General features: G+C 63.9%; 17 protein-coding genes. 7 read left to right on the forward strand and 10 right to left on the reverse strand.

What is annotated here, in order from left to right; genetic code table 11:
* Positions 1 to 310 precede the first annotated feature (310 nt).
* A complete protein-coding gene (locus FHS69_RS10465) occupies positions 311 to 1,852 on the forward strand; it encodes a lipopolysaccharide biosynthesis protein (RefSeq protein WP_243844638.1) in 1,542 nt (513 codons plus the stop codon).
* Here the strand turns inward: FHS69_RS10465 and FHS69_RS10470 are convergent.
* Positions 1,770 to 2,642, reverse strand: coding sequence for a glycosyltransferase (locus tag FHS69_RS10470; RefSeq protein ID WP_166777665.1), 873 nt, complete (start codon positions 2,640 to 2,642; stop codon positions 1,770 to 1,772). The two genes, FHS69_RS10465 and FHS69_RS10470, sit on opposite strands and share 83 nt — an antisense overlap.
* A gap of 176 nt (positions 2,643 to 2,818) precedes the next feature.
* Here FHS69_RS10470 and FHS69_RS10475 point away from each other — a divergent pair, with 176 nt between their 5' ends.
* From FHS69_RS10475 to FHS69_RS10485, 3 genes are all read left to right on the forward strand, one after another.
* A complete protein-coding gene (locus tag FHS69_RS10475; protein ID WP_341801770.1) occupies positions 2,819 to 3,709 on the forward strand; it encodes a retroviral-like aspartic protease family protein in 891 nt (296 codons plus the stop codon).
* Between the two features lie 60 nt (positions 3,710 to 3,769).
* Entirely contained in the window at positions 3,770 to 5,572 is a 1,803-nt protein-coding gene (locus tag FHS69_RS10480; RefSeq protein ID WP_166777667.1) for an ABCB family ABC transporter ATP-binding protein/permease, read from the forward strand.
* Positions 5,573 to 5,687: 115 nt separating this feature from the next.
* The gene (locus FHS69_RS10485) at positions 5,688 to 7,193 is read left to right on the forward strand and encodes a SulP family inorganic anion transporter (RefSeq protein ID WP_166777668.1); all 1,506 of its coding nucleotides are present in this window, start codon (positions 5,688 to 5,690) and stop codon (positions 7,191 to 7,193) included.
* A 121-nt stretch (positions 7,194 to 7,314) separates the two neighbouring features.
* Here the strand turns inward: FHS69_RS10485 and FHS69_RS10490 are convergent, their stop codons facing one another.
* The 5 genes from FHS69_RS10490 to FHS69_RS10510 all read right to left on the reverse strand — a co-directional run bounded on the left by FHS69_RS10490 (position 7,315) and on the right by FHS69_RS10510 (position 10,927).
* Positions 7,315 to 7,998 (reverse strand): type 1 glutamine amidotransferase domain-containing protein, encoded by a 684-nt coding sequence (locus tag FHS69_RS10490; protein ID WP_166777669.1) that lies wholly within the window; start codon positions 7,996 to 7,998, stop codon positions 7,315 to 7,317.
* Positions 7,999 to 8,123: 125 nt separating this feature from the next.
* Positions 8,124 to 8,528 (reverse strand): ACT domain-containing protein, encoded by a 405-nt coding sequence (locus tag FHS69_RS10495; RefSeq protein WP_166777670.1) that lies wholly within the window; start codon positions 8,526 to 8,528, stop codon positions 8,124 to 8,126.
* Positions 8,528 to 9,826 (reverse strand): ATP-dependent protease ATPase subunit HslU, encoded by a 1,299-nt coding sequence (hslU, locus tag FHS69_RS10500; protein WP_166777671.1) that lies wholly within the window; start codon positions 9,824 to 9,826, stop codon positions 8,528 to 8,530. Before hslU ends, FHS69_RS10495 begins: the two co-directional genes overlap by 1 nt.
* Before the next feature lie 21 nt (positions 9,827 to 9,847).
* Positions 9,848 to 10,408, reverse strand: a complete 561-nt coding sequence (gene hslV, locus FHS69_RS10505) for an ATP-dependent protease subunit HslV (protein ID WP_067467785.1) — start codon at positions 10,406 to 10,408, stop codon at positions 9,848 to 9,850.
* Between the two features lie 60 nt (positions 10,409 to 10,468).
* A complete protein-coding gene (locus tag FHS69_RS10510; RefSeq protein ID WP_067467788.1) occupies positions 10,469 to 10,927 on the reverse strand; it encodes an outer membrane protein assembly factor BamE in 459 nt (152 codons plus the stop codon).
* Between the two features lie 162 nt (positions 10,928 to 11,089).
* Here FHS69_RS10510 and FHS69_RS10515 point away from each other — a divergent pair, with 162 nt between their 5' ends.
* From FHS69_RS10515 to arsN2, 3 genes are read left to right on the forward strand one after another with little or no spacing between them, the layout of a single operon-like run.
* On the forward strand, positions 11,090 to 11,605 hold the full coding sequence (locus FHS69_RS10515; RefSeq protein ID WP_166777672.1) for a ubiquinol-cytochrome C chaperone family protein: 516 nt from the start codon (positions 11,090 to 11,092) through the stop codon (positions 11,603 to 11,605).
* Complete coding sequence (locus FHS69_RS10520; RefSeq protein ID WP_166777673.1) at positions 11,602 to 12,138, forward strand: YceD family protein; 537 nt, start codon at positions 11,602 to 11,604, stop codon at positions 12,136 to 12,138. Before FHS69_RS10515 ends, FHS69_RS10520 begins: the two co-directional genes overlap by 4 nt.
* The gene (arsN2, locus tag FHS69_RS10525) at positions 12,135 to 12,566 is read left to right on the forward strand and encodes an arsenic resistance N-acetyltransferase ArsN2 (protein ID WP_166777674.1); all 432 of its coding nucleotides are present in this window, start codon (positions 12,135 to 12,137) and stop codon (positions 12,564 to 12,566) included. Before FHS69_RS10520 ends, arsN2 begins: the two co-directional genes overlap by 4 nt.
* A gap of 99 nt (positions 12,567 to 12,665) precedes the next feature.
* Here arsN2 and FHS69_RS10530 read toward each other — a convergent pair whose 3' ends face one another.
* The 4 genes from FHS69_RS10530 to ssb form a co-directional block, all read right to left on the reverse strand.
* Positions 12,666 to 14,057 (reverse strand): class I SAM-dependent methyltransferase, encoded by a 1,392-nt coding sequence (locus FHS69_RS10530; protein ID WP_166777675.1) that lies wholly within the window; start codon positions 14,055 to 14,057, stop codon positions 12,666 to 12,668.
* Positions 14,054 to 14,263, reverse strand: coding sequence for a hypothetical protein (locus tag FHS69_RS10535; RefSeq protein WP_130587109.1), 210 nt, complete (start codon positions 14,261 to 14,263; stop codon positions 14,054 to 14,056). Before FHS69_RS10535 ends, FHS69_RS10530 begins: the two co-directional genes overlap by 4 nt.
* Before the next feature lie 68 nt (positions 14,264 to 14,331).
* Entirely contained in the window at positions 14,332 to 15,897 is a 1,566-nt protein-coding gene (locus tag FHS69_RS10540) for an alkaline phosphatase family protein (protein WP_166777676.1), read from the reverse strand.
* Between the two features lie 259 nt (positions 15,898 to 16,156).
* Positions 16,157 to 16,705, reverse strand: a complete 549-nt coding sequence (ssb, locus tag FHS69_RS10545; protein ID WP_067467794.1) for a single-stranded DNA-binding protein — start codon at positions 16,703 to 16,705, stop codon at positions 16,157 to 16,159.
* Positions 16,706 to 16,716 lie beyond the last annotated feature (11 nt).

Below are 16,716 nucleotides of genomic sequence, written 5' to 3' on the forward strand. Positions count from 1 at the left end.
GGCGACCAATGCAGCGAACGGTGGAAGCCGTCAGCGCCGCGTCGGTGAGGGCCATCTAGGCCCCACCCAAGATTCGGTCAATGCCCTTTTTGCAATTTTGTTTCACGCTTTGCGCAAACTCGCGAAAATGCGGGCGTTTCAAGACTGCACCAGCCCCCCATAGATAGGGGCGTTGCGGTAGGATGCAACCACGCAGCCTCCCATTTGGCGTTTGAATCGCCGATTGCGCGGTGGAATCGGCACCGATTCATCCCGGATAAGCGAATCTCGCATCTCGCAATCGCCTCGAATCGCGCTTAGCACCTGCGCCATGACGATCGGCGATGCGCGCGAACAAGAGGCCCCCGAAGGATTTGCGGCACGCGTGCGCAATGCACTGGCATGGCGCTGGGGCAGCCAGCTGATCGCGCAATTCATCACCTGGGGGTCGACGATCCTCGTGGTCCGGCTGCTCGATCCGTCGGATTACGGCCTGTTCGCGATGAGCCAGGTGGTGGTCACCGCACTGAGCTTCCTCAACGGGTGGAGCTTTGCCAGCTCGCTGATCCAGTCGGACGAGGTTAGCGAACGCGACATCGGGCAGGTCTTCGCGCTGCTGCTGGTCACCAATGGCGCGCTCGCCGCGATCCAGCTGCTGCTCGCCCCGCTCGTGGCGCAATATTACGGCCAGCCCGAAGTCGCCCGGCTGCTGCAGGTCCAGGCGCTTATCTTCCTTGCCATCCCCTTCACCGCCCTGCCCACTGCGCTGCTCGCACGGCGGCTCGAGTTCCGCAGCCAGGGCATCGCCAATCTCGTTTCGGCGATCGCTGCAGCGCTTACCGCGCTGGCGCTGGCGTGGTTCGGCTTCGGCGTCTGGGCGCTCATCTATGCGCCGATCGCGGGCTATGCGGTGCGCGCAGTCATAATGAGCGTGGCCGCGAGGCTGTGGGTGCGCCCCGTGTTCGATCTCAGGGGGGCGCGGCGGATGATCACCTTCGGCGGCGCGCTGACGCTGTGCCAATTGTTCTGGATCGTCCAGAGCCAGAGCGACATCTTCATCGCCGGGCGCGTGTTCTCTGTCTACGATCTGGGCCTCTATTCGGAGGCGCTCTTCCTGACGTTGATCGTAACCGGACGCTTCATTCCGCCGCTCAACGAGGTCGCCTTCCCCGCCTATGCCGAACTGCACAAGGCGGGCCGCCGTCTCGGCCCCTATTTCGAACGCACCATGCAAAGCGTGCTGCTGGTGGTCAGCCCGATCTACATCGGCCTTTCGCTGACCGCACCCGAAGCGATCCTGGTGGTGTTCGGCCCGAAGTGGACGGGCATGGCGCCGATCGTCGCGGGGCTCGCGCTGGTGATGCCACTGATGGCCGTGCAGATCATCTGTTCGCCTACCTGCACCGCGACGGGCAAGGAGCGCATCTATCTCGCCACAAGCATCGCCGGAGCGGTGATCTTCGCCACGTCTTTCTTTATCGGCGTGCGCTTCGGCGCGCAGGGGCTGGTCCATGCCTGGTGGATCGCGGCGCCGCTATTGCTTGCCTTCACGCTCGCGCTGACGCTGCCGCAGATCGAGCTTCCGCTACGCCGCCTGCTGGCTGCGGCCGCGCCGCCGGTGCTGGCCTGCGCGGCAATGGCGGCGGTGGTGTCGGCCCTGCGACTGGTGCTGCCTGCCGACATCGGCCCCGTCCTGACGCTCGGCATCCTCGGCAGCGCGGGCGCCACCACTTATGCCGCGGTGCTCTATCTCGTCTGGCCCGATGTCGTACGCCAGAGCATGGCGATGATCAGGCGCAGCCCGGGCGATCCGCTGCCGCCTCGCGCATCCGCGCCAGTGCCCGTCGATCGAACCAGTACCATAGCGGATTGAGCCGCGGCCGCAGTTGGCCGAGCCAGGCGGGATAGGTCTGCGCCAGCGTCGCGGGTAGCGCCCGCGGACCGGGTCCGCGCATGATCGAAGAGATGATGCGGTTCTGGAAGCGGCGCTGCGCGTAATTGATCATCCGTTTTGCCTGTGCCGCAATCCCGTTGCGGTCGATCCGGTTGGGCTCGCAATAGAAGCCCGCCCCGGCGCAGCCGACCACGCGGTTCGCCTGCCAGCGGCTTTCGTCGCCAAGGTCGGTATGCGCGAGCGCGGCGATCAGCCCGTCATCGCCGATCAGATCGTCGGGCAGGCGGATGCGGCTGTCGCGAAAGCGCTCGACGAAGCTGCCGCGCAGCGCATAGCAATCGCCGAACAGCCCCGCCTCCTGCGCCATCAGTCGGCGATAGTATGCTGCGTTACGTCCGTTCATCGGCGGGGCCGACGCCGCATTGGCCTGCGGATTGTCCATCAGGCAGTCGGCGAGCGCGGTGAGCGAACCCGGCACCAGTTCGGCATCGCCATCGACGAAGACGTATGTGTCTGCTGCCGGAGCGCAATCGAGGATGAAGCGATTCCAGCTGCGCGCCTTGCCGCCTTCGGCATATTCGACCAGTTCGACCCCGCGCGCGGCATAGGTGCGGACGATGTCCGCGGTCGCATCGCTGCTGCCATTTACCACCACCACCACGCGTACGCCGCGCTCGCCCAGCGGAAGACTGTCGAGACACGCGGCGATACGCCGCTCTTCATTGTGGGCCAGGACCGTAACGAGGATCCGGCTGCGCTGTTCGGTCATAAAACGTCCGATCGAAGATGTACCGCGCGGTAGATCAAAGCGCCCGGCCGCCGCAATCGGGGGTGTGTCGCATTTTGTCGTAGCGTCCCGTCATGGTACTCTGGCTTTTCGAGCCTGAGGATAGGGCGATGCTTGCCCATGTATCTGCCATTGCCGTCGCGTTTGCCGCACCGATTGTGCAGCTTCAGCCGGATGCCTCGGCACAAGCCGAAGAGCCCGGCCCCGCGCCCACCGATCAGGCGATCGACCGCGATCGCTACGAGCGGCTGACGGTTCCGGTCATGATCGATGGTCAGGGGCCCTATCGCTTCCTGATCGACACCGGCGCGCAGGCAACCGTGGTCACGCATCGCATCGTCGACGATCTCGGCCTGCTCCGGCGCGGACAGGCAATGCTGGTAGCGATGGGCAGCGCGGCCGTGGTTGATCTGGTCGAGATCGACGAGCTGCGCTTTGCCGACCGCGCGATCACCGGCCTGCTATCCCCCCTGCTGCGCCGCGAGCACATCGGCGCCGACGGCATTCTCGGGCTCGACAGCTTGCAGGATCTGCGCGTGCTGATCGATTTCCGCACCGAACGCATGCTGGTCGCCGATGCGCAGACGCTGGGCGGCAACAGCGGATATGAGATCATCGTCCGCGCGCGGCGCAAGCTGGGACAGATGGTCATCACCGATGCAATGGTGAACGGCGTGCGTGCGGCCGTGGTCATCGATACCGGCGCACAGGGCAGCGTGGGAAATACCGCCCTGTTGCGCCGACTGCGCGCTCGCGAACAGGGCGAAACCGTCAGCGTCGACGTGCACGGTACCGCGGTGGTCAGCGAATTGTCCTATGTCCGCGAAGTGGTAATCGGTGGCATGGCGCTGGGCAATGTGCCGGTCGGCTTCACCGAAAGCCCGACCTTTGCCGCGCTGGGCTTCAGCAAGCGGCCCGCGCTGATTCTCGGCATCGCCAACATGCGTGCCTTCGACCGCGTGGCAATCGATTTCGCCAAGCGGCAGGTGTTGTTCGACATTCCCGGGCGCCGTGGTCGCATGCCCGCGAGCGGACCGTTCACACCCTAGCGTCGGGCTCGTAGCGGCCACCGCTTGCCCCGCCGCACCATTCCTCCCACATAGGCGCCCATGCCGCCCGACAACGCTTCCACCGCCCGGCCCGACGATCCCGAAGGCTGGGCCACGATCCGGCGGTTTCTCCCCTATCTCTGGCCGGCCGACAACCGCGCGCTAAGGCGGCGGATCGTCGGCGCGATGCTGTTCGTGCTGCTGGCGAAGGCGACCACGCTGGCGCTACCCTTCGCCTATAAGGGTGCGGTCGACGCGATGACCACGCCCGCGAACGAGGCGATGATGGCGGCGCTCGCCTTTGTCATCGCCTATGCCGCGGGACGCTTTGCCGCAGTGGTGTTCGACAATCTGCGAAACATCACCTTCGAACGCGTCGGGCAGGACGCCACCCGCCAGCTTGCCGAAGACACGTTCGTCCGGTTGCACCAGCTTTCGCTCCGTTTCCATCTCTCGCGTCGCACGGGAGAGGTCACCAAGACGATCGACCGCGGGACCAAGAGCATCGACATCATGCTCTACTTCCTGCTGTTCAACATCGCTCCCACCGCAATCGAGCTCATCGCGGTCGGCGTCATCTTCTACCTGAACTTCGGCTGGGAGCTGGTCGCCGCGACCGCGCTCACCGTCGCCGCCTATATCACCGTGACGCGCAAGATCACCGAATGGCGCAACGAGCTGCGTCGCAGGATGAACGAACTCGACGGCACTGCGCTGGCGCGCTCGGTCGACAGCCTGCTCAATTACGAAACGGTGAAATACTTCGGCGCCGAGCACCGCGAGCACGCGCGCTATGCCGAATCCGCCAGGTCGTTCGCAGAAGCGGCGGTGAAGAGCGAGAACTCGCTGGGGCTGCTCAACATCACGCAGGCCGTCATCATGAACCTGCTGATGGGCGGCGCGATGGGATTCACCGTCTGGCAGTGGAGCCGCGGCGTGCTGACCACGGGCGATCTGGTGCTCGTGAACACATATCTGATCCAGCTATTCCGTCCGCTCGACATGCTTGGCATGGTCTATCGCACCGTCCGGCAGGGACTGATCGACATGGCGGAGATGTTCCGTCTGATCGACACGCAGAACGAGGTGCAGGATCTTCCGGGCGCCCCAGCGCTGGTGGTGCGCCACCCGGTGGTGACATTCGACGACGTTCATTTCGGCTATGAGGAGGATCGCGAAATCCTCCACGGGCTCAGCTTCGAAGTGCCCGCGGGCAGCCATGTCGCGATCGTCGGGCCGTCCGGCGCGGGCAAGAGCACGATCGGGCGGCTGCTGTTCCGGTTCTACGACCCGCAGGCTGGCCGCATCCTGATCGACGGGCAGGACATTGCGCAGGTGACGCAGGCGAGCCTGCGCGCGCAGATCGGCATCGTCCCGCAGGACAGCGTGCTGTTCAACGACACGATCGGCTACAACATCGCCTATGGCCGCGACGGGGCCAGCCGCGAACAGGTCATCAACGCATCGCGCGATGCCGCCATTCTGCCCTTCATCGAGAAGCTACCCGACGGGCTCGACACCGAAGTCGGCGAACGCGGTCTCAAGCTATCGGGGGGCGAAAAGCAGCGCGTCGCCATCGCGCGTACGCTGGTGAAGGACCCGCCCATCCTGCTGCTCGACGAAGCAACCAGCGCACTGGACAGCCGGACCGAACAGGCGATCCTCGCCACGTTGCGCCGGGTCTCGCAGCACCGGACCACGCTGGCGATCGCGCACCGCCTGTCGACCATTGCCGATGCCGACCGCATCCTCGTACTCGACCAAGGCCGGTTGGCCGAAAGCGGGACGCATGCCGAGCTGCTCGGCGCGCGCGGGCTCTACGCGGAAATGTGGGCGCGCCAGCAGGCGGAACGCGGCGACTGAACGCATGCCCGGGGCGCCCCGCCCTTGTTCTGCAGTGCAACATGGTCCATAGGGCCGCGCGAATTACCGCGCGCGTTCGTCGCTGCGCATTCCCGGACCTGACAGGATATTTGCCATGCTCGACCGTGCCGCGATCCACCGCGACTGGTTCTCCAACATCCGTGCCGACCTGCTGGCCGGGCTCGTCGTCGCGCTCGCGCTGATCCCCGAAGCGATCGGTTTCTCGATCATCGCCGGGGTCGATCCGCGCGTCGGTCTCTACGCCTCGGTCGCGATTGCCATGGTCATCGCCTTCACCGGCGGGCGTCCCGGCATGATCTCGGCCGCGACTGCGGCCGTGGCCGTGGTGGTGGTGCCGCTGGTGCGCGATCACGGGGTCGAATACCTCTTCGCCGCGACGATCCTGATGGGCATCTTCCAGGGCATTGCCGCGCTGCTGCGGCTCGACCTGCTCATGCAGTTCGTCTCGCGCTCGGTCATCACCGGCTTCGTCAACGCGCTGGCGATCCTGATTTTCATGGCGCAGCTGCCGCAGCTCGATCCCACCGCCGACGGGATCGGCTGGATGACCTACGCCATGGTCGCCGCCGCGCTGGCGATGATCTACCTCATCCCCAAGATCTTTACCGCCGTGCCCAGCCCGCTGATCGCGATCATCGTGCTCACCGCGCTGTCGATCTGGATCGATGCACCGGTCAACACGGTGGCCGACATGGGCGAATTGCCCGAAGGCCTGCCCTATTTCGCGCTGCCCGATGTCCCGCTCAACTGGGAAACGCTGGCAATCATCGCGCCCTATTCGGCCACCATGGCCGCGGTCGGCCTGCTCGAATCGCTGCTTACCGCGCAGATCGTCGACGACATGACGCATACCGGCAGCAACAAGCGCCGCGAGAGCGGCGGCCAGGGTATCGCCAATATCGTCGCCGCATTCTTCGGCGGCATGGGCGGCTGCGCGATGATCGGCCAGTCGGTCATCAACGTCACCAGCGGCGGCCGCGGCCGGTTGTCGACCTTCACCGCCGGCCTGTCGCTGTTGATCCTGCTGGCGCTGCTGGGCGATCTCGTCGGCCAGGTGCCGATGCCAGCGTTGGTCGCAATCATGATCATGGTGTCGATCGGCACGTTCTCGTGGAATTCGATCCCCAATATCGGCACGCATCCGTGGCAGAGCTCGGTGGTCATGCTGGTGACGGTGGCCGTAGTGGTGGCGACGCACAATCTGGCGCTGGGCGTGCTGGCAGGCGTGATCCTGTCGGGCGTGTTCTTCACCCACAAGGTGATGACCATGTTCGAAGTGGTGCGCGAACGCGATGGCGAGACCGCAGTATACCGCGCGAAGGGCCAGATCTTCTATGCCAGCGTGGAGCGTTTCGAAGCGGCACTCGGCCCCGAAAGCACGCAGCCCGACCCCGCCGACCATGTGATCATCGACGTCTCGAAAGCCCATTTCTGGGATATCAGCGCGGTCGGCGCGCTCGACAAGGTCGTCGAACGCATGCGTCGCAACGGTCGCAGCGTACAGGTCGTTGGGCTCAATCGAGCGAGCAGCGATCTCGTCGACAAGTTCGCGCTGACCGACAAGACCGGCGTCGAGATCGGCCTTGCCCCGCACCCCTAATCCGAATGTTCGCGACCGTGGTCGTCACTTGAAGGACGCGGCCGACAGTATGTGGCTGCGGGCATAAAAAAGGGCGGGCGGGGTTTACCCTCGCCCGCCCTTTTCATGAACGCGCCGAAGCCTAGCCTGCTTTGAGCGCTTCCAGCAGCTTTTCGGCGGCAGGCTCGCTCGACGGCGGGTTCTGGCCGGTGATGAGCAGGCCGTCCTGAACGACATAGGGTTCGAAAACGCCCTGCTTCGAGAACGTCCCGCCCTGCTCGATCAAGATGTCTTCGAGCAGGAAGGGCACGACATCGGTCAGGCCGACCGCGTCTTCCTCCTGGTTGGTGAAACCGGTCACCTTGCGGCCCTTGACGATCGGTTCGCCATTCGGCGCGGTGACGTTCTTCAGCACGGCGGGTGCATGGCAGACCAGCGCCACCGGCTTGCCGGCGGCCAGCGTGCCTTCGATGACGGCTTTCGAAACCGCGCTTTCGGCGAGGTCCCACAGCGGCCCGTGCCCGCCCGGGTAGAAGACCCCGTCGAACGATGCGACATCGACATCCGCAAGTTTCTCGGTCGAAGCCAGTTGCGCCTGCGCCTCGCTGTCTTTCTTGTAGCGTTCGGTCGCCGCAGTCTGTGCATCGGGCTCGTCGGACTTCGGATCGAGCGGCGGCTTGCCGCCTGCGGGACTGGCCAGCGTGATCTCGTGTCCGGCGTCCTTGAGAACGTAATAGGGAGCAGCGAATTCCTCGAGCCAGAAGCCCGTCTTGTCGCCAGTGTCGCCGAGCTTGTCGTGGCTCGTCAGGACCATCAGGATTTTCATTAGTTTCGTCCTTTCGGGGGGAAATTGGGCGCGGCCGAAATGTGGGGCGCTTCACCCAGGAAACTCCCTTCGCGCGCTTCGGTTTCGCTGGGCAGGGTAGAAGATCTGAACGCCCGTCCGGATGGTCAGTCCGCCGCCCCCGCCAATCGGCGCAGCACCGCATGTGCCTCGTCGGCGCGGTCCGCAGGGACGAAGGCGTGATCATGATGCAGCGCCGCGACCATGTTGCAGGCAATGCCGGCATCCGCGAGCGCCGACGCGACTGCGGCGGTCAGACCGACGCCTTCGAGGTCGGAATGCACCATCAGCGTGATACGCGCAAAGTCGGGTCCTTCGATCCCGAGTTCATCCGCCACATCGGCCGGAACGATCGCAGAGACCCCCTCGTCCTCACGGAAAGTGCCGATTGCCGCGCCGAGCAATTGCGGCGCGGTATCGGGTTGCACGAGAACGAAGCGCCAGAGACGCGGGTCGAGCCGCGGCGCCATGGCGGCGATCATCGCCGCTCCATCGCGCACCGGCTCGTCCATTACAGGATATACTTGCTGAGGTCGGTATCACCGGCCAGCGTTTCGAGCCGTTCGCGCACGTAGTTCGCGTCGATCGTGATCGTCTCGCCCTTGTGCTCCTCGGCCTCGAAGCTGATGTCCTCGAGCAGGCGCTCCATCACAGTCTGCAGGCGACGGGCACCGATGTTCTCGACCGCTTCATTGACCTGCGCCGCCAGCTTGGCGACTTCGGTGATCGCATCCTCGGTGAAATCGAGCGTGACGTCCTCGGTGCCGATCAGCGCCTGGTACTGCTCGACCAGATTGGCGCGCGTTTCCTTGAGGATACGCACGAAATCCTCTTCGGTCAGCGCGCGCAATTCGACGCGGATCGGCAGGCGACCCTGCAATTCGGGCAGCATGTCGCTGGGCTTCGACACATGGAACGCCCCGCTGGCGATGAAGAGCACGTGATCGGTCTTCATCGGGCCGTATTTGGTCGCCACCGTGGTGCCTTCGATCAGCGGCAGAAGGTCGCGCTGCACGCCTTCGCGGCTGACGCTGCCGCCGCGCACATCGCTGACCGCGATCTTGTCGATCTCGTCGAGGAACACGATGCCGTTGGTCTCGGCATTCTCCAGCGCGACGCGATTGACGTCGTCCTGATCCATACGCTTGTCGGCTTCCTCGTCGACCAGCCGGTCCCAGGCATCGGGCACCTTCAGCTTGCGCCGCTTGAGGTTGGACTTGCCCATAGCCTTGCCGAGCATGTCGGAGAGGTCGATCATCCCGACCCCGCCGGGCATCCCGGGGATGTCCATCTGCTGTCCGGGTTGCTCGCGCACCTCGATCTCGACTTCGGTGTCGTTCATCGAATTGTCGACGATCCGCTGGCGGAAAGCCTCGCGCGTCGCTTCGCTGGCATTGTCGCCGACCAGCGCGTTCAGCAACCGGTCCATCGCCGCCTTGCTCGCCGCTTCACGCACTGCCTCGCGGCGGCGCTCTTTCTCCAGCCGGATCGCTTCCTCGGCGAGATCGCGCGCGATCTGGTCAACGTCGCGGCCGACATAGCCGACCTCGGTGAACTTGGTCGCTTCGATCTTGATGAAGGGCGCTTCTGCCAGCTTGGCCAGCCGTCGACTGATCTCGGTCTTGCCGCAGCCGGTGGGGCCGATCATCAGGATGTTCTTAGGCGTCACTTCGTCGCGCAGTTCGGGGCCCAGCCGCTGGCGGCGCCAGCGGTTGCGCAGTGCCACCGCGACCGCGCGCTTGGCATCCTTCTGGCCGATGATGTGATCGTCCAGCGCGGCGACGATCGCCTTGGGGGTCAGATTGTCCATGAATTCCTCGATCCCTTGAGCCTAGACGGTCTCAAGCGTCACATTGCCATTGGTGAAGACGCAGACGTCGGCGGCTACCGCCATCGCCTTGCGCGCGATCGCTTCGGGATCGTCTTCGTAATCGACCAGCGCCTTGGCCGCGCTGAGCGCATAATTGCCGCCCGAACCGATCGCCGCGATACCGCCTTCAGGCTCGAGCACGTCGCCATTGCCGGTGAGGACAAGGAGGTTCTCCTTGTCCGCGACGATCATCAAAGCTTCGAGATTGCGCAGATATTTGTCGGTGCGCCAGTCCTTGGTCAGCTCGACCGCGGCACGTAGCAATTGGCCATTGTGCTGCTCGAGCTTTTTCTCGAGCCGTTCGAACAGCGTGAAGGCATCGGCGGTCGCACCGGCGAACCCCGCCACGACCTTCTCGCCCTCACCAATCCGGCGGACCTTGCGCGCATTGGGCTTCATCACCGTATTGCCCATGGAGACCTGTCCGTCCCCGGCAATCACGGTGGTATCGCCGCGCTTGACGCCGATGATGGTGGTGGAATGCCACTGGGTCAGCCCGTGGCGATTGTCTCTGTCGTCCATGCCGCGCGATATGGGGCGTGCGACGCGGGGGTCAAGCCGCGCCGGCTGCCGCGGGCCGACTTACTGGCCCGGGCCGACACCCGGCTGGGTGACCGCGCCGATATTGCCGAACAGGTCCTCGAGGAAGCTGCGCTCGCGACCCAGCGTCGGCGTCGCATCGCCATCGGGGCTGAGGAACGCGACCTGGTCCATCCCCGTGCGATCTGCCGAGACGACATTCCCCGCCTCGTCGAACTTCACCGCCAGTACCGAATGTTCGCGGATACGCGGCCGCACGAAGGGTTTGCGCCCCGTCGTGCTGGACACGTAATACCAGGTCTTCTGACCATACTGGCTTTCGAAAGTCGGGCGCCCCAGCGTCCCGGCGACGCTCTGCTCATTGTCGATCCCGGGCTGCACCGATTGCACCAGCGTGGCGTCGACGATGTAGCCGCGCGGTTCGCGGATTGCGCTGCAGCCGGTGGCGGCGATGGCAGCCGCGCCGACAACGGCAAGGCCCAGAATTTTCGACCTGTTCATGGGAACAGCAAATCTCCGTCTTTCGGCAGGCGCTTGGCCGCGAGCGGCCGCCTCCCTATATGCTTGGCGAACGCCTTAATCCGAAAGCGTCGGCCCATGCAACTCGGCATTGGGGACCGCTTGGGGATCGCGGCCTGTATTGCCGCTGAACGGAGTAGTTTCGTGTCCTTCTTCTCTCGCCTGTTCTCGACTCAACCCGACCCGCGCGAGGAATGGCGCGCGCTGTGGCACCGCACCGTGGCCGAGGCGCGCGATCCTGACTGGTACCGCATGTGCGGCGTCGCCGACAGCGTCGAGGGTCGCTACGACATGATCACGCTGGTGCTGACGCTGGTCATGCTGCGGCTGGAGGATGAAGGCGGCATGGAAGCCAGCACCGCGCGGCTGACCGAACTGTTCGTCGAAGACATGGAAGGTCAGATGCGCGAAGCCGGTATCGGCGATCCGACCGTGGGCAAGAAGATCAACGCGCTGATGGAAAGCATGAACGGACGCATCGGCGCCTATCGCGAAGGCCTGCGCAGCGATACCAAGGTGCTGGTCGAAGCGGTGCGCCGCAACGTCACCATGGCGCAGCCCGACGAAGCCGAAGCGCTGGTCCAGTGCATGGCGGCGCTGCACGCGCGGCTCGCCCGGACCGATGTCAGCCAGCTCCGCGCAGGGGAGATCGCGGCATGAGCGCGCCCGAACTCTCTCGTCCGGTAAAGCCCCGTGCTCTCCCGGCCGAACCGCTGACGATCGAAGCGAACGATGCCGAGCGCCTCGCGCTGGCCGATCGATTTGCAGTGACCGCGATCGCCGCGCTCACCGCGACGGTGGAATTCGCCACCGAGGACGAAGCGGTGCTCGCCAACGGTACCCTGTCCGCCACCATCACCCAGCCCTGCGCGGTGACGCGCGAGGAGCTATCCTATGCGGTCGAAGAGCCACTTGCTCTGCGCTTCGTCCCCGCTGGATCGCTGCCCGAGCACGCGCCCGACGAGGAGATCGAACTCGACAGCGAGGATCTCGACGAGATCGAATATGAAGGCGACAGCTTCGACCTCGGCGAGGCGATCGCGCAGACGCTTGCCCTCGCGATCGATCCCTATCGCGAAGGCCCTGACGCCGATGAAGCGCGCAAGAAGGCCGGCATTGTCAGCGACGAGGACCACGCCCCGAGCGGCCCACTGGCGGAAGCGCTGGCCGGACTCAAGAAGGACGGACGATGACCGCGCTATCCATCACCCCGGCAGTCGCGAACGAGCAGATGATCCGCGCGCTGGCGGCAGAGGGCCTGCCGGTCGAGGATCTTGCCGAAGAGGGGCGCCGCTTCTTTGCCTTCCACGATGGCCCGCAATGGATCGGCTTTGGCGGAATCGAAGGCGATGGGCCCGACCGCATTCTGCGCTCGCTCGTCATTAGCGGCACTGCGCGGGGAAAGGGCACGGGGGCCGAGGCGGTTGCCTTGCTCGAAAGCGAAGCACGCCGCGATGGTGCCGCTCGGTTGCATCTGCTGACGACCACCGCAGGCGATTTCTTCCGCAAGCTCGGCTATCGCGATTGCCCCAGAGGCGAGGCCCCCGAGCGGGTTGCCTCTTCGCGGGAATTCGCTGCTCTATGCCCCGCCAGCGCGGACTATCTGGTCAAGCGCCTGTAATCCGCCCAACCGAAGCGGATAGGGCCCGAGACGGGCAGTGCCAGCTTGGCCCGCCAGCGGGCTAGCCACGATCAGAAGGGAATGTCGTCGTCGAGAGCGCTAGTTGCGCTGGAACCAGTACAGCGTTCGGGTTGGCAGCACGTCTACTGCTTTCACAATCTGCGCGCGCTGCGACAGCAGATTGGCGAAAGTGTCGTTGTGATAGTGCGGGAAAATATCCGGCCGCTGCGACAGCAACAGCTGCACCATTGGATCTTCCTTATGGGGAAACTCGATCACCCCGGCAGGCGCCAGGGACACGAGCCAGTCGACGGCCATGTCGAGCGGGACGTTGCGCCCGATGGCGATGTGGTGAATGAACGCGAGTGCCAGGAGCGCATCGGGCTTGGCGCGCTTTGAAAGGCCCATTCGTTCTGCTTCGCCCCAGCCCTGCGAGGGACTGGGATTGGCGGCATCGAGCCACAGCGGCAACAGATCGAGTTGTTCCAATTGTGCGCGCTTGAAGGCGATCTCCAAAGCGCCGTGGTCGAAATCGAATCCGATGACCTTTCCGGCCCCAGACTCTAGCGCCGACTTCGAATAATCGCCCGTATTGCAGCCGATATCATAGAGCAGGCCGGGCTTGATGGCGGCAACCGCCTCCTTTACCAGATCGTGCTTGGTCGCAGCTTCGGGAGCGGCGTAGCTGGTGTTGTTCGCGTATTCGCCCCACACCGTCTTGTGCGACGGGACTTCCATTTTCGCGATAGCCCCGCGCAGACCGCGAAGCATACCTTCGAAGCTCGAGCGTGGAAGGCGAGCCTCGCGGTACCGCGACGACCCCGTCGTCGACTGCACCGACCGGTTCTGCAACGTAGCCTGAGCGATAACGTGGGTAAGCACGGTCCAGTTGAGCCGCTTCCTCAGCGGAACAAGTTTAGCCAGGTCTTCGGGCGCAATGCCTTCGAGCGATCCGCGAAACCAGTGGTTCGGCTGGAGATCGAGCATCGACCACATCAGCAGCGGATTAAGAAACTGCATGCAGAATTGGCGATGGGCGGCCCAGATCTCGCCGTCTTCATACGGGCGGATCGACAAGTGGTCGATATGCACCGGTCGGGTCCCGTCGAATTGCATGTTGTATGCAGTCGCATCGACCAGTGTGAAGTCCTCGGACAAAAGCTCGAGATGGAGGTCAAGGTGCGCCAGCGCGGCCGCTTTGTGCAGGCTGAAGCTCCATTCATACGGATATGAAATGAACGGGATCTGCGGGTGTGAAAGGAGGACATCCGCCTGTTCGATCCCGACCTTCGATGCCTGTTCAGTCACATCGGTGAAATCGACCAGTTGGCCTCTGTCGACCAACTTTCGCATGACGCCGGCTTCTTCAGCACGCGCAAAATTACGAGCCGCACTGCCCGTAACCGAGCGGAACACCTTCTCGCCGATGCGGAACACTCGGCCGTCCGGATCGCGAAACGAACCGGGGTCCAGGACTGCGCTGGCGCTCATTCGTCGCCGCTGGGCTTCTGGCGGCTAAACAGCGCTTTCACCTTGTACAGCGAAGTGCGGAAGAACAGCGTCGCCCCGGCAACAGCACCGATCGCTGCCTGCAGGACGATGCTGCCCGTCGCGGGATCGATATAGGCATGGGCCGGTGCAGATAGGCTGAGCATGGCGGTAAGGCCGACAAGCGAAACCATGGTTCTTTGAAGCATCGAGATTCCTTCGCAAGGGTTATGGGCTGCGGTCAAAAATGAAGCAGTTTGGCTAAAATCTTATTAATCTACTCGGTAAAACTCGGCAGTGGGCGCCACTCGCGCGGAGTACCTGCCAAATCTGTCGCCGCCACCTGATCCGGCGCAGGTGCGGGCCGCGGAGCTGCAGCGAATTCGCGCGCGCGGAAATCAGCCATCAATCGTCCGAGGGAATGCGTTCCGGAAACCTCGCCAGCGCTTTCACCGGGAACACGGATCGCGTAGAAAGTCGAATAGGACATCAGCAACTCACGCCGCGAAAGCTGTGGCCCGTCAATAAATGGCTGCGTGGGAGCGATCCGCGATCCGTGATCGCCATGGATCAGGACGATCGCTTCGCGGCCCGCGGGAGTGAGATCGAGCGCCTCGATCAGCCGGTCGAGCCGCTGCTGTAGACAGCGAACCTGATCGGCATAGCCTATTTCGCGCGAAGCGACCGCGCCCGGCCCGTGCTCATCGAGCCAGTCGGATTCGGGTTTCACCGTGCAATCGGCGGCCAGCATATACGGATCATGCGGCAACAGAATATGCGCGAACTTCACTTCCCCCTCGCGCAAATCGGCAAGGTCAGCCACAAACCTGTCAAATTGGCCGAGCGAGGTAAGCGGGAATAGCTCGCTACGGTTGTTCGCCAGGCGGGCCGTGGGATCTGGGCGGATCCTGCCCGTGGCCGTGCGGATCGTCCTAGTCAGGTTGAACATCGTAAAGCCGAACACTTTCGCTCGGTCTGTCGCGCTCAGTTCGGTGTCCAGCATAGAAGCCAGACCGGAACTTTCGAACGTCCTGCACCGTGTGAGCTTCTGCTTCACGCACAGATCGAAATATGCGGGGAGCAAGGCGTCGATGCGATATCCCATCGCATCAAGATCGGCGAAATAGGGGAGTTGCTCGGGTATCGAATATTCCGAAGCGATCGAATGGACTACGGGCTCGTCCTGCCCATAGGAGAACAGCGCCGGAAGCGAATTCAAGGTCTTCGCATGCGGACTGTAGGCGCGCGGGTAGACCTGAAACTCGTGCTTGGTGAAAAAGTCGACCTGTTCGGACCGCAAGTCCCGGTAAACCTCCGGCCCCAGCGCCATGCCGTCCAGCCCAAGATAGGAGTCGAGCACCAGGTGAACGATCGCCGGGCGGTCCGCGCGATCTCGGTCGGGGTCCTGCAAGTTTTGCGCTTCGTTCTCGACTTCACGATGGCTGCCGTCGTTAAATGCCAGTTCGGCACCTTGGAAAAGGAGTACCGCAGCGGCCGCCGCGAAGAGAATCTTGACGAAAATTTCGCGGGCACAGAAAGCGATCACCGCGAAAATGGCCCAGAAGCCAAGGAACCAGATAGCGGTTATCGATGCGTTCAGATCGACCAGCGTCGCTGCGAAGAGTGCCACGACGAGAAACCAAAGCCGCGGTTTGGCAGCTTGCTGGACGAGAGCCATCACCCCCCCGATCAGGGCGAGCGCCAGCATGGTTACGGCTACCTCGGGCCGAAAGAGCGGATAGCCATTGAAGTTGAGAAGATTGAAGAAACTGGCCCACAGCGCGACAATCCACACGCAATGCGAGAGCCAGCGATCGCTCGTTCCTTCGTCCTGCATTCTCATTCTGACCTCCCCCCTGAACCGGGCGAAGTAGGTGGAACTTGGTTAAGATGCGCTAAAAGGAGCGGGATGGGCTGATCCGGCGGGGGCGGCTTCGGACCCGAGCCACGGCAAGAATTTCATAGCTGTGGTTACTTGTGATCGGCGCGTATAGTCGCAACCGGCCGGCATTATAGGCAAAACGGCCTTCCTCCTGTGAAGGAAGAAGGCCTTGTCCATCATGATCACGAAAGGCGTTTGCCCGCCAGCGGGCTAGCCACGATCAGAAGGGAATGTCGTCGTCGAGGTCGTCGTAGTTCGAGCCGCCGCCCGCGCTGCCGCCCGACGATCCGCCGCCGCCCTGGTTCCAGCCGCCGCCATTATCGCCGCCCTGCGAGCCGCCACCGTAGGAGCCACCGCCTCCGCCGCCGTAGCCGCCGCCGCGCTGGCCGCCACCGCCGCCGCCGCCCGATCCACCCTGGGCGCCATCGAGCATGGTCAGCGTACCGTTGAGGCCGCGCAGCACGACTTCGGTCGAATAGCGATCATTGCCCGACTGGTCCTGCCATTTGCGCGTCTGCAACTGGCCTTCGATATAGACCTTGCTGCCCTTGCGCAGGAAGCGTTCGACCACGCCGACGAGTCCTTCGGAGAAGATCGCCACCGTGTGCCATTCGGTCCGTTCCTGGCGTTCGCCGGTGTTGCGGTCCTTCCAGGTTTCGCTGGTGGCGATGCGCAGATTCGCGACCTTGCCACCGTTCTGGAAGCTGCGGATTTCCGGGTCGGCGCCCAGGTTTCCGATCAGCATGACTTTGTTGAGGCTACCGGCCATCGAATCGTTCC

The sequence above is a fragment of the Qipengyuania flava genome (assembly GCF_011762005.1).
Taxonomy (GTDB): domain Bacteria; phylum Pseudomonadota; class Alphaproteobacteria; order Sphingomonadales; family Sphingomonadaceae; genus Qipengyuania; species Qipengyuania flava.